The sequence below is a fragment of the Alteromonas sp. MMG017 genome (assembly GCF_018100795.1).
Taxonomy (GTDB): domain Bacteria; phylum Pseudomonadota; class Gammaproteobacteria; order Enterobacterales; family Alteromonadaceae; genus Alteromonas.
In genome coordinates this window covers 213,717-239,250 of record NZ_JAGJDY010000001.1, presented here as the reverse complement: position 1 = coordinate 239,250, position 25,534 = coordinate 213,717, and the positions used below count along the sequence as shown (strand labels likewise).

The 25,534-nt window shown below is 44.8% G+C and carries 25 protein-coding genes and 1 tRNA gene; 17 read left to right on the top strand and 9 right to left on the bottom strand.

The window, feature by feature from the left end:
- Nucleotides 1–27: 27 nt before the first annotated feature.
- From J8L84_RS01095 to J8L84_RS01085, 3 genes are all read right to left on the bottom strand, one after another.
- Nucleotides 28–1,107, bottom strand: a complete 1,080-nt coding sequence (locus J8L84_RS01095; RefSeq protein ID WP_211069068.1) for a methyltransferase — start codon at nucleotides 1,105–1,107, stop codon at nucleotides 28–30.
- Nucleotides 1,107–1,826, bottom strand: a complete 720-nt coding sequence (gene trmB, locus J8L84_RS01090; protein WP_211069067.1) for a tRNA (guanosine(46)-N7)-methyltransferase TrmB — start codon at nucleotides 1,824–1,826, stop codon at nucleotides 1,107–1,109. Before trmB ends, J8L84_RS01095 begins: the two co-directional genes overlap by 1 nt.
- 115 nt (nucleotides 1,827–1,941) lie before the next feature.
- Complete coding sequence (locus tag J8L84_RS01085; protein WP_211069066.1) at nucleotides 1,942–2,646, bottom strand: alpha/beta hydrolase; 705 nt, start codon at nucleotides 2,644–2,646, stop codon at nucleotides 1,942–1,944.
- 111 nt (nucleotides 2,647–2,757) lie between these two features.
- On the opposite strand from J8L84_RS01085, the gene mutY reads away from it, so the two are divergent.
- From mutY to J8L84_RS01055, 6 genes are all read left to right on the top strand, one after another.
- Entirely contained in the window at nucleotides 2,758–3,819 is a 1,062-nt protein-coding gene (mutY, locus tag J8L84_RS01080; RefSeq protein ID WP_211069065.1) for an A/G-specific adenine glycosylase, read from the top strand.
- A 26-nt stretch (nucleotides 3,820–3,845) separates the two neighbouring features.
- Nucleotides 3,846–4,118 carry an oxidative damage protection protein gene (locus tag J8L84_RS01075; RefSeq protein ID WP_013785835.1) on the top strand — a complete coding sequence of 91 codons (273 nt, stop codon included), beginning with the start codon at nucleotides 3,846–3,848 and terminating at the stop codon, nucleotides 4,116–4,118.
- A 149-nt stretch (nucleotides 4,119–4,267) separates the two neighbouring features.
- Nucleotides 4,268–4,343: transfer RNA gene (locus tag J8L84_RS01070), tRNA-Phe, on the top strand.
- A 590-nt stretch (nucleotides 4,344–4,933) separates the two neighbouring features.
- Nucleotides 4,934–5,107 (top strand): DUF2986 domain-containing protein, encoded by a 174-nt coding sequence (locus J8L84_RS01065; RefSeq protein WP_211069064.1) that lies wholly within the window; start codon nucleotides 4,934–4,936, stop codon nucleotides 5,105–5,107.
- Nucleotides 5,108–5,225: 118 nt separating this feature from the next.
- Complete coding sequence (locus tag J8L84_RS01060) at nucleotides 5,226–7,280, top strand: TonB-dependent receptor (RefSeq protein ID WP_211069063.1); 2,055 nt, start codon at nucleotides 5,226–5,228, stop codon at nucleotides 7,278–7,280.
- 18 nt (nucleotides 7,281–7,298) lie between these two features.
- Nucleotides 7,299–8,474 (top strand): PepSY-associated TM helix domain-containing protein, encoded by a 1,176-nt coding sequence (locus J8L84_RS01055; protein ID WP_211069062.1) that lies wholly within the window; start codon nucleotides 7,299–7,301, stop codon nucleotides 8,472–8,474.
- A 113-nt stretch (nucleotides 8,475–8,587) separates the two neighbouring features.
- Here the strand turns inward: J8L84_RS01055 and J8L84_RS01050 are convergent, their stop codons facing one another.
- Both J8L84_RS01050 and J8L84_RS01045 read right to left on the bottom strand, forming a co-directional pair.
- A complete protein-coding gene (locus tag J8L84_RS01050; protein ID WP_211069061.1) occupies nucleotides 8,588–10,045 on the bottom strand; it encodes a sensor histidine kinase in 1,458 nt (485 codons plus the stop codon).
- Nucleotides 10,042–10,731 carry a response regulator transcription factor gene (locus tag J8L84_RS01045; protein ID WP_211069060.1) on the bottom strand — a complete coding sequence of 230 codons (690 nt, stop codon included), beginning with the start codon at nucleotides 10,729–10,731 and terminating at the stop codon, nucleotides 10,042–10,044. The genes J8L84_RS01050 and J8L84_RS01045 overlap by 4 nt, the downstream gene beginning before the upstream one ends.
- A 175-nt stretch (nucleotides 10,732–10,906) precedes the next feature.
- On the opposite strand from J8L84_RS01045, the gene J8L84_RS01040 reads away from it, so the two are divergent.
- From J8L84_RS01040 to J8L84_RS00995, 10 genes are all read left to right on the top strand, one after another.
- Nucleotides 10,907–11,644 carry an META domain-containing protein gene (locus J8L84_RS01040; protein ID WP_211069059.1) on the top strand — a complete coding sequence of 246 codons (738 nt, stop codon included), beginning with the start codon at nucleotides 10,907–10,909 and terminating at the stop codon, nucleotides 11,642–11,644.
- Between the two features lie 290 nt (nucleotides 11,645–11,934).
- Nucleotides 11,935–13,122, top strand: a complete 1,188-nt coding sequence (locus J8L84_RS20530) for a methyl-accepting chemotaxis protein (RefSeq protein ID WP_211069058.1) — start codon at nucleotides 11,935–11,937, stop codon at nucleotides 13,120–13,122.
- Between the two features lie 59 nt (nucleotides 13,123–13,181).
- On the top strand, nucleotides 13,182–13,547 hold the full coding sequence (locus tag J8L84_RS01030) for a response regulator (protein ID WP_013785776.1): 366 nt from the start codon (nucleotides 13,182–13,184) through the stop codon (nucleotides 13,545–13,547).
- A 35-nt stretch (nucleotides 13,548–13,582) separates the two neighbouring features.
- Nucleotides 13,583–15,631 (top strand): chemotaxis protein CheW, encoded by a 2,049-nt coding sequence (locus tag J8L84_RS01025; protein WP_211069057.1) that lies wholly within the window; start codon nucleotides 13,583–13,585, stop codon nucleotides 15,629–15,631.
- Nucleotides 15,628–16,131: a chemotaxis protein CheW gene (locus J8L84_RS01020; RefSeq protein ID WP_057794525.1), complete on the top strand. Its 504-nt coding sequence runs from the start codon at nucleotides 15,628–15,630 to the stop codon at nucleotides 16,129–16,131. The genes J8L84_RS01025 and J8L84_RS01020 overlap by 4 nt, the downstream gene beginning before the upstream one ends.
- Before the next feature lie 51 nt (nucleotides 16,132–16,182).
- Nucleotides 16,183–18,723: a methyl-accepting chemotaxis protein gene (locus J8L84_RS01015; RefSeq protein ID WP_211069056.1), complete on the top strand. Its 2,541-nt coding sequence runs from the start codon at nucleotides 16,183–16,185 to the stop codon at nucleotides 18,721–18,723.
- A 3-nt stretch (nucleotides 18,724–18,726) separates the two neighbouring features.
- Entirely contained in the window at nucleotides 18,727–19,557 is an 831-nt protein-coding gene (locus J8L84_RS01010) for a CheR family methyltransferase (RefSeq protein ID WP_211069055.1), read from the top strand.
- 14 nt (nucleotides 19,558–19,571) lie between these two features.
- Nucleotides 19,572–20,204 carry a chemoreceptor glutamine deamidase CheD gene (gene cheD / locus J8L84_RS01005; RefSeq protein WP_211069054.1) on the top strand — a complete coding sequence of 211 codons (633 nt, stop codon included), beginning with the start codon at nucleotides 19,572–19,574 and terminating at the stop codon, nucleotides 20,202–20,204.
- Entirely contained in the window at nucleotides 20,176–21,222 is a 1,047-nt protein-coding gene (locus tag J8L84_RS01000; protein ID WP_211069053.1) for a chemotaxis response regulator protein-glutamate methylesterase, read from the top strand. Before cheD ends, J8L84_RS01000 begins: the two co-directional genes overlap by 29 nt.
- Nucleotides 21,223–21,636: 414 nt before the next feature.
- Nucleotides 21,637–21,915, top strand: coding sequence for a hypothetical protein (locus tag J8L84_RS00995; protein WP_211069052.1), 279 nt, complete (start codon nucleotides 21,637–21,639; stop codon nucleotides 21,913–21,915).
- 31 nt (nucleotides 21,916–21,946) lie between these two features.
- Here the strand turns inward: J8L84_RS00995 and J8L84_RS00990 are convergent, their stop codons facing one another.
- The 3 genes from J8L84_RS00990 to J8L84_RS00980 all read right to left on the bottom strand — a co-directional run bounded on the left by J8L84_RS00990 (nucleotide 21,947) and on the right by J8L84_RS00980 (nucleotide 24,588).
- Nucleotides 21,947–22,627, bottom strand: coding sequence for a haloacid dehalogenase type II (locus tag J8L84_RS00990; protein WP_211069051.1), 681 nt, complete (start codon nucleotides 22,625–22,627; stop codon nucleotides 21,947–21,949).
- A 17-nt stretch (nucleotides 22,628–22,644) separates the two neighbouring features.
- Nucleotides 22,645–23,529, bottom strand: a complete 885-nt coding sequence (gene htpX / locus J8L84_RS00985) for a protease HtpX (protein ID WP_211069050.1) — start codon at nucleotides 23,527–23,529, stop codon at nucleotides 22,645–22,647.
- Between the two features lie 168 nt (nucleotides 23,530–23,697).
- Entirely contained in the window at nucleotides 23,698–24,588 is an 891-nt protein-coding gene (locus tag J8L84_RS00980) for a DMT family transporter (RefSeq protein WP_211069049.1), read from the bottom strand.
- Nucleotides 24,589–24,798: 210 nt separating this feature from the next.
- On the opposite strand from J8L84_RS00980, the gene J8L84_RS00975 reads away from it, so the two are divergent.
- Nucleotides 24,799–25,302: an HAD-IA family hydrolase gene (locus J8L84_RS00975; protein ID WP_211069048.1), complete on the top strand. Its 504-nt coding sequence runs from the start codon at nucleotides 24,799–24,801 to the stop codon at nucleotides 25,300–25,302.
- Here the strand turns inward: J8L84_RS00975 and J8L84_RS00970 are convergent.
- Nucleotides 25,261–25,455: a hypothetical protein gene (locus tag J8L84_RS00970; protein ID WP_211069314.1), complete on the bottom strand. Its 195-nt coding sequence runs from the start codon at nucleotides 25,453–25,455 to the stop codon at nucleotides 25,261–25,263. The two genes, J8L84_RS00975 and J8L84_RS00970, sit on opposite strands and share 42 nt — an antisense overlap.
- Nucleotides 25,456–25,534 lie beyond the last annotated feature (79 nt).

The following is a 25,534-nucleotide window of genomic DNA, read 5'->3' as shown; positions in this document are numbered from 1 at the left end:
GCACAGGCTTTAGTAAAAGTGCTATTACTATGCTGCCTGATATAACGAAAATTGTGTGGTTTGTGCAGTAGTTAACACGCGAGGGAAGTGTTCAGCTAGCAGCCCAGGGTAGGGCAAGAAACGGTTAGCAACCATTTGCAACGTGCCGTTTTGACTTAGCATTTTACGAGCGTCTTCAATAAATCGCTTGGTAATGGTGTAGTCGGTTTTAAGGCCAGTATGAAATGGTGGGTTGGTGACAATATGCTGTACTTTCCCCTCGATGCCATATAAACCGTTCGCAGCATGCAAGGTGGCTGATTGACCATTGGCCGCTAACGTCATTGCACTGGCATAAATCGCAAGGGCGCTTATATCTGACAACTGCATTTTTAAGTGAGGGTAGGTAAGCATTAAGTAACTAGCAATTACCCCGGCACCACATGCGAAGTCTAATACATTGCCACTCATACCCGAGGTATGTTTTTCTAGCAGTAGCTTGGTGCCTTTGTCGAGTTCGCCATGGCTAAATACGCCAGGTAAAGAGCATACAGGCCAGCTTGTGCTGCCAATCTCATAAGTGTCGGTTTCAAGCCAAGCTTCTGGTTCAAACGCTAAGTGAGGCTGTTCAACAATGGTGGTAATTAAACTGCAGTGACGGGCAGAATCTACTTTATGGGTAACCCCGTAAGGTTGCATGAGTTTAGCAGCGCTTTTAATGCCGCCTTTGTTTTCGCCCACTACATGGATGCGGCCATTTTGACCCACCATGCCGGCTGCCATGCGCAATAGCATTTGAAAATGAGATTTTGCTTTAGGCAGAAAAATTAGCACGTCAGTATGGGTATGCTCATTACGCATAAATGGCGTGAAATGATGAGTGTGCGACCCCACTTTTTGTACTACCTCAAAACCATCTTTAGTGATATCGCGGCTATCAAAGCTTGATGACGATATTACTCGAACACATTCAGAAAATATGTCGAAGTATTGGTGCATTACCGTTATATTTTTATGCTTAAGGGCATCAAGGAAGTAGGCATCAGAAGGGTTGATAAACAACCATTCGCCTTGCTCAAAAATGTTGATATTGCGTTCTAATAGTTGGCTTTGAGGCGTTAAAATCATTACTGCGCTCGCTCGTAAATAAGATCCCAAACACCATGACCTAGCTTTTGGCCACGGGTTTCAAATTTAGTGATAGGTCGATATTCAGGGCGAGGCACATAGGTACCTTCTTGTGCAGTATTTGCATAGCCTGAAGTTGCATCCATTACTTCGGCCATGTGTTCTGCGTAAGGTTCCCAGTCGGTAGCCATATGGAAACAGCCGCCTTTTTCTAATTTGGTTAGCACAAGGGCAGCAAATTCAGGCTGAACAATACGGCGCTTATGGTGACGCTTTTTATGCCAAGGATCGGGGAAGAACAATTGCAATCGAGACAACCCACCATCTGGGATCATATTCTTAAGTACTTCAACTGCATCGTGATCCATCACGCGCAAATTGGTTAAACCCTGTTCGCCAGCTTCAGCCAAACAAGCACCTACGCCAGGTCGATGCACTTCAATGCCAATGAAATTTTTCTCAGGGGCAGCTGCGGCCATTTCAACCAATGATTTACCCATACCAAAGCCAATTTCAATGACTACTGGCGCGGTTCTGCCGAACAGCACAGATAAGTCGAGTTCAGCCTTTTGGTAATCAATACCCATGGTTGGCCAAAATTCTTCAATGGCGCGAGTTTGCGCTTTTGTTAAGCGGCCTTCGCGCTTTACGAAGCTTTTAACTTTACTTACGTGAACACCAGCGGCTTCAGCCTCGGCCTGGCTTTTGAATTGCCTCATTTGCAATACCTTTCTTGCCCCAATTTACTGGTGGCGCATTATCCAGTTAGCGGCATGTTATGCAACGCTATATTTAACTAAAAGCACAATAAAGAGCGAATAAAATGCGGTTTTTTTAAACATCTATACAATTGCTAAGCAGTGTAGCAAGCTTTTCGGGTTGTTCCAGCAGCATCATATGTCCGGAATTTTCTACTTTGTAAATATTCGAAGTAGGTATTTTGTCGGCCATTGCTTGTAGCGAACCTAGTGGTGCAATTTCATCGTCATCCGCAGCAATGATATTAACGGGGACCTTTGATTTTGCGAATACTTTTATCAGGTCTTCTCTAGGTGTTGTCGCTTGAGTGTGACCCACTAAGGTATTTTTACCCAAGTCTTCGGCCATAGACTGCACAACGCCCATAACATCGGGATTTTCTTGATGTGTAGTGTGAACAAAGCGAGCGAAATAGGCAGGGTTTTCAGGCTTGAATTCACCGTTACTCAGCATAGAGACCATTTGCTTTCTTCTTGCTATTTCTTCGCTAGATAAGCCTTTGGCATCGTATCCAATAAGCGTAATAGACGCCACGTGCTCCATATTTTGCGATGCCCATAACGCTGCAATATAGCCACCCATTGAATAGCCCACAAGATGTACTTTTTCGTCTTGAATGACGCGGTCAGAAGTAAGCGCGAGCATGTCGTCTTTGGTGGCGGCCCACTGTAAGGGCACATAGCGACGCTGGGAAATTTTCATGCGTTGCCAAACGGGCAACCAAACACGTTCGTCGCATAAGGTTCCGGGTAGAAATAGAACGGGGGCGCTGGTGGTCACAAAGACTCCTAAAATACATTTATACCTCGACATGCTAACATATCAGGCCATTTATCAATAAAACCTAATGGCTATTAAATGTAGCTAAAGGTCATTCATTGTGCAGTTTTTATGACAAATACGGTTAACCCCAACACTTTTGCTGAACGAGTACTTGCTTGGTACGACATTCATGGTCGCAAGCACCTACCATGGCAACAAGATATTACCCCTTACAAAGTGTGGGTGTCTGAGATTATGTTGCAGCAAACACAAGTCACCACTGTCATCCCGTATTTTGAACGGTTTATGCAATCTTTCCCCAGCGTGGTGGAGCTAGCTAATGCAGCACAAGATGATGTACTGCACCATTGGACAGGTTTAGGCTACTACGCCCGCGCAAGAAATTTACATAAAGCGGCGAAGCAAATTGTAGAGCAGCACGGCGGTACGTTTCCTGACAACATAGACGATGTAATAGCTTTGCCTGGAATAGGGCGTTCTACCGCTGGCGCGGTATTGTCTATTTCGCGCAACCAGCGCCACCCCATATTAGATGGCAATGTGAAACGCGTGCTGGCTCGCTACTATGCTATTGGCGGCTGGCCCGGTCAAAAAGCAGTAGAAAATGCGCTGTGGGAAGTGGCAGAAAAGAACACGCCAGAAAAACGCAGTGCCAACTACACGCAAGTGATGATGGATTTGGGGGCTATGGTATGTACTCGCAGCAAGCCAAAGTGTGATGAATGCCCGTTACAACACGATTGTTTGGCGTATGCTCAAGGGGCACAAACTGAATTCCCTGGTAAAAAGCCCAAGAAAGCCATACCAGAGCGAAGTACGTTACTTATAGTGCCATTGTTCCAACAGCAGGTTTATTTGGAGCAGCGGCCTTCTAGCGGCTTGTGGGGTGGTTTATATGGCTTTATTGAAGCCCAAGATATACAAAGCGCCGAAGCTGAACTTGCCAAGCGAGGTATTGAAGCCAGTTCGTTTGAAACCCAAACGGCGTTTAGGCATACCTTTAGTCACTTTCATTTGGATATAACACCGGTGTTTGCCGTGATAAACTCAGTCCCCAGAAAGCAGGTGGCAGAACAAAAATCCCAATGGTTTATGTTTAATGAACCTATTGAGGTAGGTTTAGCTGCGCCTACTAAGAAAATCATTCAACAATTAGTGCATGTGCTTTAGCGCATCGAATAGGTTAAGGACATACAATGAGTAGAGTGGTATTTTGCCAACGTTTACAAAAAGAAGCCGACGGCTTAGATTTTCAGCTTTACCCCGGTGAGCTAGGAAAACGTATTTACGACAACATTTCAAAAGAAGCATGGGCCGACTGGCAAAAGAAACAAACCATGCTAATTAACGAAAATAAGTTAAATATGATGGAACCGACCGCCAGACAGTTTTTAGAGCAAAGTATGTCGGCTTACTTGTTCGACGGTGTAGAACCTACAATTGAAGGCTATGTTCCGCCTGAAAAATAACCAAAAAAGCGTATTTTGCATAAACAATGTGCAAACGGTAACAAAACCGAAAAAAAACCGACAAAAACGGTTGACTTGTTAGTCGGAAATCCGTTTAATACGCACCCACAGCGAGACAGGCAGCAAACGCCCAAACGCTAAAAGATTTTGCCTCGATAGCTCAGTTGGTAGAGCAGCGGATTGAAAATCCGCGTGTCCCTGGTTCGATCCCGGGTCGAGGCACCATTATTCTAAAGGCTCGCATTTATGCGGGCCTTTTTAGATCTAGGCTATCGGAACACGCTGGCGTGTCCCTGCGGTTGCACCGCGCGTTACAATCCCGGGTCGAGGCACCATTATTCGAAGGGCCCTGAACAGAAATGTTCGGGGCTTTTTTGATCTAAGCTATTGTATCAAGTTAGCGGAACACGCTGGCGTGTCCCTGCGGTTGCACCGCGCGTTACAATCCCGGGTCGAGGCACCATTATTCAGGAAGCCCTTGCAGAAATGCGAGGGCTTTTTTGATCTAGGCTATTGTATCAAGTTAGCGGAACACGCTGGCGTGTCCCTGCGGTTGCACCGCGCGTTACAATCCCGGGTCGAGGCACCATTATTCAAGAAGCCCTGCATGAAAATGCGGGGCTTTTTTGATCTTAGCTAATGTATCAAGTTAGCGGAACACGCTGGCGTGTCCCTGCGGTTGCACCGCGCGTTACAATCCCGGGTCGAGGCACCATTATTCAGTAAGCCCCCTTCGCAAATACGCATATTGGCAGCTTTAGCCGTAAACCCTGTATAATAGGCAGAATGAGTAAGGCTGTTTGAGGCAATTGGGTATGAACCGTCGTAAAAAAATCATTAAGAAACTTCAGAAGAAAGATAAAAAAGCGAACGCTAAAATTCATAAGAGCAATAAACCGGCTTATGTTTCTAAAGCCGAGCGCGAAAAACTAGCTGAGCAAGCGAATAGTGAAGATCCAAATACTCAGCCTGTAGACGAACAACAGTAATCTTTCAAACTCCCTCTTAGCTCAAAATGTAACAATTGTAAAAACACTACCTTTTCAAGGCGAAGTAAATGAGAATGTTTCTTATTAAGAATAACTAAACATTTAATTGGAGCTTTCTTTGAAAAAACGAGTGTTCATTGGTGCGGTTTGCACTCTATCTAGCGCGTTTTCCTATGCCCAGGTACAAGCAGTTGATGAAGCTAAGCCTGTCGAAACAGCCGCTGTTGAAAAAATCTCGGTAGTAGGCGCTACAACAAACTTAAGCATTACTGCTGAAGACATCGAGCAATACCAAGCTAATGATCTCGCTGATATATTTCGCAACTCGCCTTCCATTAGTGTTGGTGGTTCGGTTGGCGTGGCGCAAAAGATATATATCCGTGGCCTGGAAGACGCGTACTTAAATGTTACTGTTGATGGTGCGCAGCAAACTTCAACCCTATTTCATCATATTGGCCGTGTCACCATCGATCCAGATTTACTCCAGCAAATTGATGTGCAGGCTGGTGCTGGTGAAGCAACCAGTGGCCCTGGTGCTATTGGTGGTTCAATCCGCTTTAAAACCAAAGATGCTGACGACCTTTTAGCTGAAGGTGAGCAATTTGGTGGCCGTGTTAAAGCAAGTTACTTTTCGAATGACGGTACACGCTATAGCGGTAGTTTATACGGAAAACTAAGTGATACATGGGGCGTGCTTGGTTATTACAGCACGGTAGATCGCGACAATATGGAAGATGGCGACGGAAACGAAATTTACGGCACAGCAGCCGATCAAGATATGTTGTTCCTTAAAGCCAGTGGTGATATTGCAGAAAACCATTACTTATCGCTGAGTGTTGAACAACGTGACGAAGAGGGTGAGTTTTCTGCCCGCCCTAACTGGGTAGTATTAGAAGGTGCAGCACTTTACCCAAGTGAAGCACAGCGTGATACTTATGTGGCAAACTACCGTTTCGCGCACAGTGACATGCTCTATTTAGAAGCCACGGCCTATCAAACCGACTCTTCATTCCAAGGTGGTAGGTTTAACTGGTTAGCTGAAATTGATACTTACGGTTTTGATATTCGCAATACCAGCGAAACAGCAAATCATAAGTTTGTATACGGTGTAGATTACCGCAGCGATGAAGTGAATAGCGGCCCCGCAGCAGGAGCGGTAGAGAACGCGGAAGAAAGCAGCGTTATGGGCATCTACGCTCAAGGTTATAGCGACATTACCCCTGAACTATTGCTTAGCTATGGTGTGCGCTACGACGACTATGATTTCCAGCAACGCATTTTGCTTGAAGAGTATTACGGTACCCCAGTTACCGACAGCGAAGCTTCACTAGACGACTCTGAATTAAGCTTCAATATTGGTGTTGCTTATCAGCTTACCGAAGCTTGGACCTTAGGGCTAGGTTATGCCGAAGCCGCTAGAGGAAAAGAGATTGGCGATGGTTTCACGATCGACGGTTACCTTTATGATGGCTCAGATATTCCAGTAGTTGCTGATGATTTGGTACCAGAAACGGTACAAAACATTGAAGCCTCAATTGAATACAGCGCTAACAACTTAAATGCGAGATTAAGCGTTTATAACTCAACCCTAGATGATGTGATTTTTGAAGGTTACGAAGGTAATTCTGTTTTTAATAACATTGGTACTGTAGAAAGCAGCGGTATTGAGTTCGATCTTGCCTATCGCGTAGATTCATTCGACTTTTTCTTTGGTTTCTCAACTGCTGATACTGAACTTGACCCAAGAGACGGTATTTACAACGTAGATTATTCATCTATTGATTTGAACGGTTATGAATTTGTGGGCTTAGGTAATAGCCGCGGCGATACTTTAGTGGTTGGCGTAGATTACACGGTTAACGCCGATATTAGCGTTGGTACAAGTATTAGGCAGGTTAGATCTCGAGATATTGATACTTTGCACCAAGCAGTTGATTTGGGTTGGACAGATAGTTTGTATACCCTAAACAAACCCAGTTACACCTTGGTTGATATCTATGGTGAGTGGCAGGCTACAAGCAACATACTTGTTAACTTAGCGGTATCAAACTTGTTTGACGAGTACTACATCGATCATTCAAGTGTGGGTGATTACAGCGAAGTATTTGCTACTGTCATCGGCCCTCATGAAGCCGGTAGAGATATCAGGCTATCAGTGACGTATAATTTTTAGCGCTAGGTCACTAACGCTATGAGCGCTAAAACGATAAAAAGGTGGTTTTTTTGGACCCACCTTATTGCCGGCTTAATTGCCGGCATATTTGTTTTGTGTATGTCCTTTACGGGCGTATTACTGACTTATGAACGGCAAATCGTAGAATTCAGTGAAAGGCTATACGACGTAGAAGTTAGCACTAAAGAAGATTCAGCCAGCCAAACCAAACCGACAGACCGCACTCGTATCAGCACCGATGAGGTGGTGTCGATACTGCAACAGCTTAAGCCTAATGAACCACATATTTATGTTCGTTGGGTAAACCGAGAAGGCGCGGTCATTCCTGCTTGGGCGGGTAGGCACAGCTTTTTACTACACCCTTATACTGGCGAAATTCTTCGAGAAGGCGAGGGTATGGTGGGAGAATTTTTCCATGTGGTCACCGATTTTCACCGGTATTTATCCTTTGCAGGTGACTATCGCGCAATAGGCAAAAACATTACGGCGTACGCCAATCTTGTGTTTATCTTTTTGATCGTAAGTGGCCTTTATTTATGGCTACCCAAGCGTTTCAATTTAAGGGCCTTTAAACAGCAAACCCTATTACTCAAAACCTATCAAAATTCACATCATAGAAATCGGCAATGGCATTTCGTCTTCGGTATCTGGTGTTTAATACCGCTGTTTGTTATTGCGTTAACGGCTACTATTTTTCACTTCGATTGGGCCAATAAGGCCATATACGGCGCCTTTGGTGAAAGTGTGCCTGCCCGAGAGCAACATGAAGGAATTACCAGTTTAGCGGCTGACTTAGTGCCCTACGAAACGCTCTTTAAAGCAGCCCAGCAACACGCCAGTGCGAATGAGTACGAAGACTGGTATTCAATGTGGATGGAAATAGGTGAGCATAAACACGAAGCCCGTTTCTTCATTGATAAAAGCATTGGGCATAGACAAGAACTCGCTTATTCGCTTTTTTTCGATACCCAAACAGGCGAAGTAACCCAGGTACTAAGAAAACAAGATTGGTCTCTTGGTGGGCAAGCATGGGGTACGGCACGTTTTTTACATACCGGTGAATACTTCGGGGTTATTGGCCAAACGGTGGCGGGGTTGGTGTCATTACTAGCGTGTGTACTAGTATATACCGGCATTGTATTGGCGTGGCGCCGATTAGTCAGCGAGCCCAAACGGTTGCGCCAATACGATTAGTTGAAACGGTTAATCAAAACGGTTAGTCAAAATGAGAGTTCCCATCGCCGAGTTAGAAATTTAAGGGTAGCCCGTAGTTAAAGAGTAGGTCGTTCAATGGGTACTCGTGAACATTAGTGAGCAGTGGCCGATGAGCGAGGTAATTCAATTTGAATTTTTAGCCCGCTGCGCTGGGTGTTTTTGTCGTTATGGCTCTGGGGAGTGTTGTTATAGCCACTGGCGTCTTCCTTATAGCTCTGGGCATCATCAGTATAGTTTTGAGCTTTGATACTGCCGCCTACGGCTTCAATTTGCCGGTGGGCTAAGGCCAAACCTAAACCAAAGCCAGTGCTTTGTGATGTATCTATTCGTTCGCCTATAGATGCCCTGGCTTTATCTACCCGAAAGAATGGCTTAAAAATGTCCCCAAGCATATGTTCAGGCACGCCAGGGCCATTGTCTTTCACACATAGCCGATAACCCTGCTCGGTGATGGCGAGCAGTACTTCTACTTCCGATTTTTCAGGCGTATGGCGTAATGCGTTACGAATAATATTCTCTATTGCTTGGCCCAATGCTATTTGGCTGCTTTGGGTTAACGGCGCTTTTTCTGGCAGCGTGCTAACAAGGTTTTTGTCAGGGTATTCGAATCGGGCGTCTTCGCAAATAACCTGTATTAATTCCACCAAATCAAAATCATCAGTATTTAGCTGAGGAGATTCAGTGTTTAACCACGCAAGAGTAAGGGTATCTTCAACTAAGTTGCGCATGGTAGAAGCTTCGTAGCGAAGTCGCGCTAATGCTTGTTGCGGGTTAATTTGTTGCTCTACAAAATCAACCGCCATATCGATGCGCGTTAGCGGTGTGCGTAACTCATGAGATAAATCTGCCAGTAACTGGCGTTGATTATAAATAAGCTTGCTGGTTCTATCGGCCATTTTATCGAAAGTAACAGCTAAGCGGGTAAGTTCGTCATTACGCTCAAGTAGCGACGCATTGGTCCTTACATCATAATGTCCCGCACTGAAGGATTTGGTGACGTTCTCCAGTTTTCTTAACGGCGACATTACATGGCGGTATAACACCAAACTCAATATGCACAGTAATATTAGCGGCAGCGCAATCTGTAGTAAGGCATTGGCGTACAGCAACATTGCACCCGGGCGCATACGCTGAGGCAGTTCAATTAATAAGTGTGTGCTCGCATCGGCAAAGGGCAATTCCATCACGGGGTTTTGCTGAAAATATAAGTGTATTTTCCACTCCACACTTCTGCCATATTGAAAGCGGTCGAAAAAGGGTTTGTAGATAGTGGAATCGGCCAGGGGAGTTATATCTGAACTAACTACACCTACCCAGGTTTGCTCTTTTTCTTGAAGCATCTTAAGCCAAGCAGATAGAGCTTCTTCACCTTCATTTTTCCAAATTTCATCGGCTTCTTTTCCGTAATCTAGCAATTGCTGCTGATGCTCTTGTGCAATAAAGCTCATGCTAGATTCGGTATGATTAGTTAACCAGTCTATGGCCCAAAAAAGCAGTACGGTACCTACGCCAATTACAGTACACATACGCCAAAACAGGGTGTATTTCATGAGAAGCGATAGCCTTTGCCATGCAAGGTAGAAAGTCTTTCTGGCGGCATACCTGCTTCTACTAGCTTTTTACGTACACGGCTAATGTGCATGTCTAAACTTCTATCATAACGACTAAAAGGCCGGTTAAGCACGCTTTGATATAAGAAGGCTTTGGTCATCACTTCATGGTGGTTTTCTAATAGCACCCAAAGTAACTTAAATTGAATAGGAGTGAGTTCAACGCCGTTCCCTGAAAAGCGAACATCTTGCTTAATTCGGTTAAGTTGAAGCGCATCAATGATTAACTGTGAAGCTTGTTTTGGGGGAGTTGTGTCTCGCTGGCTACGGCGCAGTAAGGCTTCTATTCTAAGCATCATTTCGGTGAAATTAAATGGCTTAGGTAAGTAATCATCAGCGCCTTTTCTATAGCCTTCAATGCGCTCTTGTTCTGCACCACTGGCGGTAATCATCATCACAGGAGTGTGCTTAACTTTTCGAATTTGATTCAAAACTGCCAAGCCATTGAGCGAAGGCAGTAAGATATCGAGTAGAATGAGATCGAAGCTTTCCTGCAACGCCGTTAATAAGCCTTTCTGGCCATCTAAGCACTGCGTAGTGGTAAACCCTTTTTCTTTTAGCAGCCTAGCTACCTGATCGCTAAGGGTTATATCGTCTTCTATTATTAAAATGCGAGCGGCAGACATAATAAGTACCAAAGTTGTGAGCCTACATGCTATTGATAATTGTTCTTATTTGCAAGTTGGTTGAGGTATCGCTTCCAAACATTGAGCATATTTGCTACTTTCAGCTCACGTTACGCAATATTGTACACTCGTACTTTTTTCTTTTTTCTTCATCTTAAAACGGCAAGGACTAGTAATGCCCTCTCATTTTCGTAATTCGCTTTTTATTGTGTTGAGCCTACTTTTTACCATTGTTGGGTGTAGTAATAACCCTTCGCAAACGTCAAGCGACGGGACTTCAATGACCGACGACGAATCTGCAATTACCCTAACCGGTACTTGGCAAGTGGAAAGCATCGACATGGGCGGCATTATCGATAGCAGCATGATGACTGTGGAGTTGGTAACGAAAAATCGAATTTCCGGCTTTACTGGCTGTAACCAATTTTCGGGCATACTTAATTTAAAAGCGGGCGAATTAGCAGAAGGTGAGTTTGCAACGTCTAAATTGGTAACGACGCGCCGCGCATGTGTAGGTGCCATGTCAGCGCAAGAGCAGCGCTTTGTGAAAGCCCTAGAAATGGCAAGTCGTTACGAAATTCAAAAGGGCACTTGGTTGGTTATTTATGATAACGCCGGTAAACAAAGGCTTAAGTTAATAAGAATGTCAGCACAAGACACTGCGAAGAATGAAAAAATGGATGCGGCAACCACGGGAACGCATCAGTTTAATTGTGCAACCGCAGGAAACATTGTGGTGCGCTTTTTAAGCCCAGAAACAATCAAGCTATCTGAAAAAGGTAATATTCATATATTGCAGCGTACGCGTTCAGCCTCAGGGGCGCGTTATATCGGAATGAATACCGAATTTTGGAACAAGGGGAATTCAGCCGTTCTTAGCCTTCAAAACCAATCGTATTCATGCAGTAAGTAATTGAACTAGGTTATTTGAGTTCATATCCACAGGTTACATCTAGAGTTCGCCGACTTTCATAGGTTTTTTTGCACATATAGCAGTTTTTCGCATCTCGTTACTTGCCAACTTTCCAAATTGGGTACTACGCTTAGTCCATATTGTAATCAACATTGACTAACGCGTTGCCTACTTACTCCTTATCAAATTAAGAGTAAGTACCTTTATGACATTGAACACACGTCATGCATATTTCTCTCGGTTAAATCTGGAGTGATGAAGGAGTAGTGGCAGGGTATAAGGAGATCCTTTTGCATTCAAACGTGGAAAGTTCATCTACACAATCAGAAAGTAGCACTAATATTTATGTAGTAGGCGCAGTGGCAGGGCTATTGGCGTCTTGGGCGCTGTTCTTTTTTGGCTCAGCGCTTTTCGGCTTCATTTTGCTTACGGTGGTGCTAATAGGATTTGTCGCTTATGCGTCTAGTAAGAACGCGTCGTCTGATGCCAATTCCTCAGTTGGAGAAACCCATTCCGGCACAGCTCATGTGGAAGATCATATTGCATTAGCAGGGGGAGAAATTGCTCACTCGCTATCAATATGTGAGGGAAACCTGTCTTCTATTAAAACAACCCAAGATGATGCGGTTGTTACCCTTAGCCAAGCCTTTACCAGCTTAAAAGACCTAGTGGCAGCACAGGTTAATTGTATTGATGCCCTGCTTAGCGTCGATGCAACAAACCATACCGCTTACTCAGATAAAATGCGCAATTTTGCTCAAGACACCGACAGCACCCTTGTGAGTTTTATCGATTCCACTGAAAAAATGTCGTCTTCAACACAGCATTTAATGAGCCAAGTACAAATCATTCAACAAGCAATGCCTACGGTTATTGATGCGCTTAGTGGAATAGATGATATTTCTGCACAAACTAATTTGTTAGCGCTTAACGCAGCCATTGAAGCAGCGCGAGCGGGTGAAGCTGGAAGAGGCTTTGCCGTGGTGGCCGATGAAGTGCGGGCGCTGTCTACTCGTTCAACCCAGTTCAGTGACGTTATTAAGAAGCAGGTAGAAAATATAAAAGGCTTAGTAGACAAGCTCACCGAAACCGCTGAGTTTGTTGCTTCTCAAGATATTTCCCATGTGGTTGAAGCCAAAGACCATATCAGTAAAGAGCTAAAAGACATTATTCGCAAAGCAGAGTCAGACCAAGTTACCACCAAGCAACTAGAGGGTATTGGACAACAACTAGATGATGCAATAAATAACGCGATAAGAGGTATGCAGTTTGGCGATATAAATGGCCAGCACATTGATTATACGAAAGATATTGTAAAATTTATTATCGAGCGACTCCAACAACTAGAGCCTGAAAATTTGGAGGCTTTTGCTTCTGAATTAAAGGCTTACCAACAAGCACTTGCCCAACGAGGAAAAACCGACCACAACCCGGTTTCTGCAACATCCATGCAGTCCGGAGAGGTAGAGTTATTCTAGGGTACAAAGGATTTTGACATCAAAAGTTATTACTTTTAGGCAGTTAGGGAATAAAAAGTATGAGCAAGCATATTTTAGTAGTCGACGATTCTATATCAATTCGTCAGATGGTAGAGATGACCTTAAAAGGTGCTGGCTACACAGTTACCACCGCACAAGATGGTCAAGAAGCATTAGACAAGTGTAAGTCTCAGCAATTTGGATTTGTATTGACCGATCAAAACATGCCCCGCATGGACGGTTTAACACTTATCAAAAACTTGCGTAGTTTAAGCGGTTTTAATCGCACGCCTATTGTCATGCTCACCACGGAAGCGGGCCCAGAGATGAAAGCCAAAGGGAAAGCGGCGGGCGCTACAGGTTGGATGGTGAAACCTTTCGATCCTAATAAGTTGCTAGATGTGACAAAGCGCGTTTTGGGCTAATCCTCTTCACATCTACCGGCCTGGAAGGATTCAGAATGAGCATCGATATTGAGCAGTTTCACGGCGTGTTTTTTGACGAGAGCGATGAGCATCTCGACGACATGGAACAACTGCTAATTAGCCTTGATGTAGACTCGCCTGACTCGGAAGAACTAAACAGTATTTTCCGCGCAGCCCATTCTATTAAAGGGGGAAGTGGCATTTTTGGCTTCAATGCCTTAATGAATCTTACCCATGTAATGGAAAACCTATTAGATAAGGCCCGTAATCAAGAGCTATCTGTTACCACTAATATCGTTAACCTGTTACTAGAAACCCTTGATGTATTAAAAGCGACATTAGCGGCCTATCGCGATCAGATCGATGTGCCAGAACAAGCTATTGCAGTGAGTATTACCAAGCTGGAAAGAGCGCTAACAGAAACCCAAGATACAGATACACATATTGAGGCTTCTAGTCATAGCGACGCCAACAGCGACGCGTTTGGCTTTTTTGATGATGAGTCTGACACCGCCTTAGATACCAGCCAGCAAAGCGTAAACAGTGACAACGAATTGTCGATACCAAGTGATGATGGTTTTGGATTCTTTGATGATACACCCGGCGAACCAGTTGCTAGCGCAGAAAACGACGGCTTCGGCTTTTTTGATGAGCCAGACGTACCTTTAATAACAACTGTAGCCAGTGACGAAAGCTTTGGTTTTTTCGACACCGCAGATATACCCGAACCAAGTTCAAAAGATAATGATTCCGCACCTACGGAATCGCCCACATCGTCTGTTCCCACTATTGCCATACAACGCTCTGCTGCGCCCGATGCCGCTACAAACAAATCTACCTCGCCGCCGCCTAATATTTCAAAGTCACCAGCCAGACCAGCAAGAAAAGCGGGTGGCCGAGACAGTGCCTCTATTCGAGTAGACACAGGCAAGATAGACGCCATGGTCAATCTAGTTGGTGAACTTGTTATTACCCAATCTATGTTGTCCCTAATTGGGCAGGAAGTAGATGGGCAGGTAGGCGAGCGTTTGCAAGTGGCGATAGACGAGTTAAAGCGAAATACCCGCGAAATTCAAGAGTCGGTAATGTCGGTCAGAATGTTACCACTGACTGCGACATTCAATCGCTTTCCTCGGCTAGTCCGTGACTTGGCTGGCAAGCTAGATAAAAAGGTCGATTTAGTCTTGCAAGGCGCCCACACAGAAATTGATAAAAGTCTGATAGAAAAGCTTGTCGACCCGTTAACGCATTTGGTTAGAAACAGTATCGACCATGGTATTGAACTGCCGGAAAAACGACGTGCTGCCGGAAAACCAGAAATGGGCACCGTGATACTAGGTGCTGAGCAAAAAGGCGGCAGTATCATCATTAGTATTATTGATGATGGTGGCGGGCTGAATAGGGCACGTATTTTAGATAAAGCACACGCCAACGGATTAGTCGTTAGCGATGACATGCCAGACAGCGAAGTGTGGCAGCTTATCTTTCAAGCTGGTTTTTCTACCGCCGAAGCGGTAACCGATGTGTCTGGTCGTGGTGTGGGTATGGACGTGGTTAGACGAAATATCGAAGCCATTGGCGGGCGCATTGAAATAGAGTCTTCACTAGGAGAGGGGTCGGGATTTTTCATCCATTTACCCCTTACCCTGGCTATTGTTGATGGCATGTGTGTGTCGGTGGGGAATCAGATTTTTGTTATCCCTTTGCTCAACATTGTGGAGTCTTTTCAGCCCACAGCCAGTCAGCTTAAAACCTTGGGCAACGATACGGTACTTTATATTCGCGACCAATACTGGCCCCTTGTGCCTCTTCACGATTATATGGACGTAGAAAACGCCAACCGTAAACCCACCGAAGCCATTGTTGTGCTACTCGAAAGCAGTAAAAAGCGTTTCGGGGTGCTGGTAGACGCCTTAGTTGGTCAGCAGCAAGTGGTAATCAAAAGCTTAGAAGATCACTACCGCAAAGTAGCTGGAATTGCAGGCGCTACCATCATGGGCGACGGAAAAGTTGCACTCATTATTGATGCCGACTCTATCGCAACTACTTATACCTCAAGTCAATTAGAGGACATGCTCGCATGAGTGATACCGCATTACATCAAGCAGTTATCGGGGGCGATGACAAAGAATATTTAAGTTTCGTACTCGCCGATGAGCACTACGCTTTAGATATCAAAACCGTGAAAGAAATTCGGGGCTACGAGCAAGTCACTAAAATTGCTAACGCGCCAGCCTTTATTAAAGGGGTCATTAATTTACGAGGGGACATTGTGCCTATTGTGGATCTACGCCTGAAATTCAATGTTGGCGAGGCCACTTATACCGAATTTACCATCGTGATTATGCTGAATATTCAAGATCGCATTGTGGGCATTGTGGTAGATGGCGTATCGGATGTTATTCGTTTAATGGAAGACCAAATTCTCGCTCCGCCTGAATTTGGTGTGGCTTTCGACAGCCGTTACTTGCACGGGTTAGCAGATGTAGATGGTCAGATGGTTATTCTGGTGAATATTGAAAGCCTTATCACCAGCGAAGAAATGGGCTTAGTTGCTCCCGAAAGCGTTAACGAAGACGCGTAACAACTAAGACTGCAACGGTAAAAAATTTCGCAAATTTAGGATGAACTGGTTATGGGCGTGTTTAACTTTCTCAACAATGATGAGCTTAAAGCTGCACAGCACGAGGCGCAGCTAAAAACGCAGATCCTCGATGCAAGCACCGCAAGCATTATGGTAATTGATGGCGCGGGTAATATTGTATATCACAACCCAGCTTTTTTAACGTTGGCGCAGCAATACCCTGATGATTTTACGGTATCCACTCACGGTGGTCATGCTTCGTTGAAAGGGCAGAATTTATCGACGATCGTAAAGGGAAATACCCAACTGTTGAACGACATTTTGCAGTGCCGTGAAGCCAGCCTCTATGCGCAAATGGCCGAGAGCGTGTTTACCCTCAATATTACCGCCCTTAGTGCGTCAAGCTCAGATCCCGCGCAATATGTTGTGCAATGGAACGATAACGAACAAGAAGATCAGCGTGCCGGTATGGTTAATGCCATTAACCGAAGCCAAGCGGTTATTCTTTTTACTCCCGACGGTAATATTGTTAAAGCGAATGAAAACTTTCTATCTGCCATGGGATACGCAGAAAGCGAAATTGAAGGTAAGCATCACAGTTTGTTTGTTACTCGCGAGTACGCCGGTAGCCAAGAATATAAAGATTTTTGGTCAGTATTGCGAAGCGGTGAGGCACACAGCGGTGAGTTTTGCCGGGTAAATAATAAAGGCGAAGACGTTTGGATCCAAGCTTCTTACAACCCTATTTTTGACCACAATGGCAAGGTAACCGCTATTGTGAAATTTGCTATTGATATCACCGCTGAGAAAGCACAGAACGCCGATTATGAGGGGCAAATTAACGCTATTAGTAAGTCGCAAGCCGTTATCGAATTCGATATGCAAGGCAATATTCTTACCGCAAATGATAATTTTCTTAGTGTGATGGGGTATTCCTTAGAGGAAGTAAAAGGCAAGCACCACAGTACCTTCGTAGAAAGGGAGGTAAAACTTAGCCCTGAATACGCTGCATTCTGGAAAGATTTGCAAGCGGGTAATTATCGAACCGGTGAATTTAAAAGGTTAGGCAAGGGGGGCAGCGAAATTTGGATCCAAGCTTCTTACAACCCTATATTCGACAGCAATGGGCAACCTTTTAAGGTCGTAAAATTCGCCACCGATATTACTGCGCAAAAAGCTAAAAATGCCTACTTTGAAGGGCAATTAACTGCCATAAGCAAATCCCAAGCTGTTATCGAATTTGATTTAGATGGCGTGATTTTAGATGCCAACAGTAACTTCTTATCGGCACTCGGTTATACCCTAGATGAAGTGAAAGGAAAGCATCACAGCATATTCGTAGAGCCTGCTTTTAAAAACAGCCCAGAGTACGCAGCGTTTTGGGAGCAATTACGCAAAGGGGTTTATGCTAGTGGCGAGTACAAGCGTATTAGTAAATTAGGCAATGCGGTTTATATTCAAGCTTCGTACAACCCTATACTCGATCAAAATGGCAAACCCTTTAGGGTGGTGAAATACGCCACCGATATTACGGGGCGCACGGTAGCGGTAGAGAGTATCAAAACCGTAATGTCTAAGCTTACCGAAGGCGATTTACTACATAACATTGAAGAGCCACTAGATGGCGACTTCAAAGTACTTGGTGAGTCAATCAATCAGTTTGTCGATGAACTACGCGACACCATCATCAAAATTCACGATGCGGTAGAAACCATTGATACAGCTTCTAATGAAATTGCCACAGGAAACGCCGACCTATCAAGTAGAACCGAGCAGCAAGCGTCTAGCCTAGAAGAAACCGCTTCGGCCATGGAAGAGCTCACCGGGACGGTAAAACTGAATGCGGAAAACGCTGACCAAGCGAAAGGCTTGGCCAGTCAGGCCTCAGATGTAGCATCAGAGGGCGGAAAGGTGATAGAAAAAGTGGTTCACACCATGGGAGAAATTAACGATTCTGCCCAGCGCATTTCTGACATTATTGGTGTTATTGACGGCATTGCATTTCAAACCAACATACTTGCCCTAAACGCTGCGGTAGAAGCGGCACGCGCTGGCGAGCAAGGACGCGGGTTTGCTGTAGTGGCATCGGAAGTACGCACATTAGCCCAGCGCTCAGCTGAAGCGGCTAAAGACATTAAAGGGCTTATTTCAACCTCGGTAGAGAAGATCACCAATGGCAATGTGTTGGTGAATAAGTCTGGTGAAACCATGGCCGATATCGTCACAGCAATTAAGCGGGTGAACGACATTATGTCAGAAATTGCCGCGGCCAGTTCCGAGCAAGCCACCGGTATTCAAGAAGTGAACAACGCCGTGGTGCAAATGGATGAAATGACCCAGCAAAATGCAGCGCTTGTAGAAGAAGCGGCAGCCGCTGCAGACAGTATGAGGCAGCAATCTGGACAGCTAGCCCAGCGGGTCGCTGTATTTAAAGTGGGGCAGCAAAACTTTAGTTCAGCCTCTGCGTCATCGAATAGCATGACGTCATTTCCTACGTCCGCGCCAAGAGCGATATCGGGGCCTGGGCCTTCTAAGCCAAGAGTGGCGTTAAATCCAACGTCTCCAGATGAAGCAGAGTGGGAGGCCTTTTAGTGTATGACGGAGTTACACGAGGTAGTGGCGCAAAGGGAATTTGCCTACAGTCGGCGAGACTTCGATAGAGTTAGGCGGCTACTGTTTGAGCGTGCCGGTATTCGCCTAGCCGATTCCAAAGATGCCATGGTATATAGCCGCTTAGCGCGGCGCTTGCGCATTTTAAAATTAACCCGTTTTAAAGACTACTTGGCAGTAGTGGCCGACAACCACCAAGAACAAGAGCATTTTGTTAATGCGCTAACGACTAACTTAACCTCTTTCTTTAGAGAGCCCCACCATTTTGAGGCGCTTTCAACGTACTTAAAGAAGCACCCTAATACCAAACGCATTTGGTGTTCTGCCAGCAGTACGGGGGAAGAGCCTTATTCCATTGCCATGACGGTGGCATCGGTATATGGCACCTTTACTCCACCTGTGTCTATTGTTGCTACTGATATCGACAGCCGCGTGTTACAAAAAGCCGCCGCAGGAATTTACAGTGCAAGCGGCATTGAACAATTACCTCCTCACTATCGCCAACAGTTTTTCTATAAAGGCAAAGGCGCGCAGCTAGGAAAAGTGCGTGTAGCCGATGAGCTTAGGCGCATGGTGCAATTTGCAACCCTAAACCTGATGTCGCCCACATGGGACATTGAAAGCCCAATAGATATTATTTTTTGTCGAAACGTCATGATCTACTTCGATCGAGACACCCAGCGCAAAATTTTATCCCGAATGGTTAAGTTAATGAAACCTGGGGGAATGTATGTAGCTGGTCATTCTGAAAACTTCACTATGTACCCTGAGTTGGTACGGCCAATGGGTAAAACTATTTATCGGCCAGCAAATTAAAAGGGGTTAGCAGTATGAGCCAAGATGAACAACCTATTAGTTACTTCGACAACCGATTTCGAAAAGAAGCCGTTAAATTATTACCCGGGCAGTATGTTGCTACTGCTTCTAATAAGGTGTTAGTCACTATTTTAGGGTCTTGTGTGGCCGCGTGTATTTACGACCCAGAAAAGAAGATTGGCGGCATGAACCATTTTATGTTGCCTGAATTGAATTTAGCCAGTGAGTTAGACAGTAACCTTGCATCTAAATACGGCGTGCATGCGATGGATATGCTTATTGAAAAGCTCATCACGCTTGGGGCACGAAAGGAAAAGCTGGTGGCCAAAGCTTTCGGCGGAGGCAAAGTGCTCGCGGGGTTTGTACAACAAGATATTGGAAGAATTAACGCGGAGTTTGTTGTTAACTATTTAACGAGAGAAAATATCCCACTATTAAATAGCGACTTAATGTCAGACTACGCCCGCAAAATATACTTTCTACCCGATGAAGGTAATGTGTATATGAAGCGAATTAGAAACTTCAATAATACCAGTTTGTATGAGCGTGAATCTAGCCACCGAACGCTGCTATCTCAGCAAGCCAACCCCGATGATTTCTCGCTAACGGAGCCTGACAATGCCCATCAAAGTTCTCGTGGTAGATGACTCTGCACTTATCAGGCAGTTGTTATCTGAAATTGTTAATAATGAAGCTGACATGCTTTTGGTTGGCGCCGCTCCCGATGCGTTTGTAGCGAAAAAAATGGTGCAAGAGTTTAAGCCTAATGTGATCACCCTTGATATCGAAATGCCCAAGGTGGATGGCTTGCGGTTTTTAGAAGTCATGATGAAAGCGTGCCCTACACCGGTGGTTATGGTATCTACGTTAACCGAAAAGGGGGCAGATGTTACACTTCGTTCGTTAGAACTAGGCGCAGTAGATTTTGTACCAAAACCTAAACTAGGTGTGGCGCAAGGTATGGAAGAGTATCGCTTGGTAATAACGGAAAAAATTAGAATGGCGGCACATTCCACACTTAGTGCACCTACCCAATCACGCGCATCACAACATGCCGCTATGCGCTATACCGGCAGCGAAAAGGTAATAGGGATAGGGGCGTCTACTGGTGGCACAGAAGCGATTAAAGATGTACTCATGCATTTCCCTAGAAATGCGCCCGCCACGGTTATTACCCAGCACATGCCCCCGGGCTTTACCACAACCTACGCCCGCAGGCTAAACAGCTTGTGTGAAATAGAGGTCCGTGAAGCAAAAGGCGGAGAGCGTCTATTACCAGGGCATGCCTATTTAGCACCGGGTGATAAACATCTAGTTGTTGAGCGAAGCGGCGCAGATTATCGAATTGCCTTGTCTGATGGACCAAGAGAATCAGGGCACAAACCTTCTGTAGATGTACTTTTTAATTCATTAGCGACCAATGCTGGCGCAAATGCCGTAGGTGTGTTGCTAACAGGGATGGGGCGGGATGGTGCGAACGGTTTACTGCAAATGAAACAGCAAGGAGCCACTACGTTCTGCCAAGATAAAAAAAGCTGTGTTGTGTTTGGAATGCCTAAAGTGGCAATAGAATTAAATGCGGCTACCTACGTTACGCCGCTAGCTTCGCTAGCAGATGCTATACTTGATACATTAGAGTCGATTGGTGTGGGTACACGGCTTTAATAAGATTTTGTTTCTTCCATGTTGCCGCTAAGTTTTCCACTTAGCTTGTTAGCTGATTTATTTGATGTTTTAATAACGCGGAACCGTTGTCACGATAACATTGCTGTTACAGAAAGCTGTTACTGTAACCTCAACTACGGAAGGGTTCTCGTGAATTCTAACAATGGGTCGATAACAATATAAGAAACATTAGCAACGCCTCTTAAAATCATGAGTAATACGAATACATGATGGGGTAAATAAAAGACATGGGACGTTACGGTATACCTGAATTTATTATCATTAGGTATCATTCCTAACACCTAAAAATAAGATCATAATTGCTATAGTTTTAAAACAAACTCAAGGCATCACATAGCCTTTCTCTACCGAAAATAAATGAGCTTGAACTATATCAGGCCGTTGGGGACATTTATGAAACAGCAAGCGCTATTCGCATCTATCGCAATGGTAATATCATCTGCAGCATTTTCTTCTGCAGCCCTAGCAAACGGCGGGTTTCAGCCAACTGCTAAAGCGTGCGTGAATGTAGGTAAAGAAATTTCACGGGTCAGTGGTGAAATGGATGCAGCGAAATCGGGAATTCAAAAGTCGTGGTTAAAGCGCCAGTTAGGTGCGCTAGAAACAAAGCGCTCATCTTGTTCGACAAATGGGTTTAAAGGCAGACAATTAGTTGCTAAAACTGATAACTAAAGCCTGCTATACGTTATATACCAAGGGTGCTTTATGCACCCTTTTTCATTTCTTGCTCAAGCTCAGTTAAATTTTCCACGTTCAAGTCGGGTGTAAGTCCTAACGGATACATCATTTTACCAGGCCTGCTTACAAATGTTGTTTGCATACCTATGGCCTTTGCACCACTCACATCCCACCCATGTGCGGCTACCATCATGGCATCTTTTGGCTCGACGCCAACTTCTTTGCACGCCCAGCGATATACATCGGGGTAAGGCTTATACGTTTTAATTTGTTCTGTGCTTAGTACATGGGAAAAGCATTCACTAATGCCAGCAAATTCCAGCTGCGCTTTTAGCCCTTCAATAGAGGAGTTAGACAGCGCCACCAAAGGCACATTCAACGATTGAAGCTTTGTAAGTGTTGGCTTCACATCATCATGTGCCGGAAGCTTAGTAATGTGGCTTTTTATGGCATTAAGGGCTTCGTCTTCAGAAACTGTAAAGCCTTTACTATGTGCCACCATCACCAAGGCGGCCGCCCCAATGTTGATAAAATCGTTAAACTGGTTAGACGCAATATCGACAAGAGAGTGATGTAGAAGATTCGCAAACCACAAATCGACTAAGTCTTCATTGCCACCGAGTAATGGTGCTAAGCCATGCTTCATTTCTGCCATATCAAGCAAGGTTTCGTTAATGTCGAAAAAAAGCGCTTTAGGTGCTGTCATAGTAGTAATTCCCTTTATTATTGCGCTTTCGCGCGACGTCTGAGCACATCTATACGTTTATCTAAGGGCGGGTGGCTCATAAATAATTCTGAAAATGCAGACTTGCCTGAAATACCAAAGGCCATCATAGTGCCATCTAGCTGACTTTCACTATTCGATTTTAAACGCGTTAACGCCGCTATCATTTTTTGTCTGCCCACTAATTTGGCTGAACCTGCATCGGCACGATATTCACGCTGACGGGAAAACCACATCACAATAATACTAGCCAAAATACCAAACAGCATTTCAAGTACAAACACAATGCCATAGTAAGCAAAGCCCCCTAAGGCGCTCCCTGCGCTATTACTGCTGCGGGTGGCATTCGAAATAGCACCGGCAATAACCCGTGCTAAGAAGATAACAAAGGTGTTCACAACTCCTTGAATTAACGTAAGGGTAACCATGTCTCCATTAGCAATATGTGATACTTCGTGGGCAAGCACAGCTTCCGCTTCATCTTCGCTCATACCATTTAATAAGCCACTGCTTACGGCAACTAAGGCATTGTTCTTATTCATACCGGTTGCAAAAGCGTTTATTTCAGGGGAGTCGTAAATTGCTACCTCTGGCATGCCAATATTCGCTTTTTTAGCCTGGGCAGATACCATATTCACTAGCCAGTGTTCAGTGGGTGTAGTGGGGTTATCAATCACCTGTGCCCCCGTACTTCGCTTAGCAATCCATTTCGACATTGCTAAAGAAATAAGCGCACCGCCAAAACCGAAAACCGCAGAGAAAACCAATAAACCAGTGATGCTGCGGTTATCAATACCAAAGGCAGCAAACACAATATTTAGCACAACACCTAGCACTAAAACTACGGCTAAGTTGGTAACAAGGAATAAGAAAACCCGTTTCATATAATGTCTCTATCTTGAGGTAAAAGGCTAAGGTAAAAGTTTAGGTGTTACATAAAGTGAAACAAACCGATAGCTATATTATGGTGGCGAAATATTGCGCTTCAAAGAGGGAGGTAATAAAAAAAGCCGATGATAAATATCATCGGCTTTGAAAGAGGAATGTGTGTATTAGTGAGAAGTTGCATTACCAGCACCAAACCCCACCAAAATACCCACACCCACCAACGCAATAACCGACCATATCAGCGTAGCCTTAGTGGCTTTTTCGCCCATAACCCACGCAACCCCTAGCGACATTAACGCGCTGGTGGCGATAAGGGTTTGCACCACAGCAGCTTTGGCATAGGCAAAGGCAAACATTTGAAGGTAAATAGCGGCGGTAGTGCCCAATAAGGTGGCAAGTACAAAGGCAGGCCACACCCGTTGATTGGTTGCTAATACCGGTAACCATTTTGTACGGGTGATCACTATTAACGGCACGACAAACAACATTCCCCCCACCAAGCGCAAGAAGGCAGCACTGGCGGCATCTATATCACCACTGCCTAAAATGTCGCGGCTAACAACCGCACCTACGGCTTGGCATAAAGCAGCCCCAACGCCATACATATAGCCTGAAGTAGCGAATACATGTGTGGTATTTCGTTTACGAGCCTTTATTACCATGTCGACCGACAATAACACGATCGCAATACCTACCCACTGTTGCCAAGTTATCCATTCACCAATAAACGCCATGGCAAAAAGCGCAGTAAATAAAGGCGCTAAGGTTTCGGCTACTAATACCGCTTGGCTATCGCCTATCGATTTTAGTGCCTTAAAAAAGCAAGTGTCGCCTATGCCAATGCCAATAAAACCACTTAGTAGTAGCCAAAGTACGGCATTGGTTTCATAAGCGTTTGGCTGCACTACCGCAATAACGACAGCCAAAATAGCAATAGAGATAAGGCCCTTCCAAAAATTCATGGTAAGGGGGGAGAATGCGTTGCCAGTGCCGCGAAACAAACGGGCGGCTATTGCCCAACAAAGTGCTGTACCAAGTGCTGCGAATACGCCCATTAGTAACCTATAAAAATACGAAGCCTATAAAAAAGAGCGGCTATGCTAAATGAAAGTGAATGCGTATGTTAGTAGATATTAAAGAATTTGAGTTCAGAAAATAGGGCAACTAACTAAAAGTTAACGGAAACACAGCCCACTTTCTGGCAATGTGAATGAAATAGAGAAGCAGTTCTGCCTAATCGTAAACGCAATTAAAGAGTACAAAGAATGGATTTAAGCGGTATTAAAGGTGTTATTTTTGACTTAGATGGCACCTTGGTTGAGTCTAGCCTTAACTTCACGCAAATGAGAGCAGACATAGGCTGCCCGCAAGACGAAGATATTCTTACGTTTATCGACAATATGCCGTGCGAACAAGACAAAGCGAAAGCCAACTACGCCATATTGCAGCACGAACTAAGCGACGCCCAAAACGCCAAATGGCTACCCCTTGGTAAGCAAATGGTAGATAAGGTACTAGCAAACAATTTGCCCATCGCCATTGTGACCCGCAATTGCCGAGAAGCCACCGCTATTAAAATAGTTAATAACCGTATTCCCATAGAGTTTGTACTTACCCGAGAAGATGCCCCCGCCAAGCCCGACCCCACAGCACTGCTGCACATAGCCCATCACTGGCAGCTACAACCTGAAGACTGCCTGTATGTGGGTGACTTTATTTATGACCAATTAGCCGCCGAAAATGCCGGTATGCAGTGGTTGTTGGTGTAGTGAGTCTAGACCTATGCCTGGTGGAGTTGGATTTTCTGGCTCAATTTTATAACCCGGCTTTGGAAAAACCGCAAAAGAACTCATTCCACCATAGACATTAGTATAATCTTGCTCGTTCAGCTCTTGAATGTTTGTTTTTTGTTCGATATTCATAGTGTTATCACTCTTGTAGTATTAATTTTAATCGGTGTTGCTAGTTCAGCAATTAGAGAATAATAAATAACTACGAACA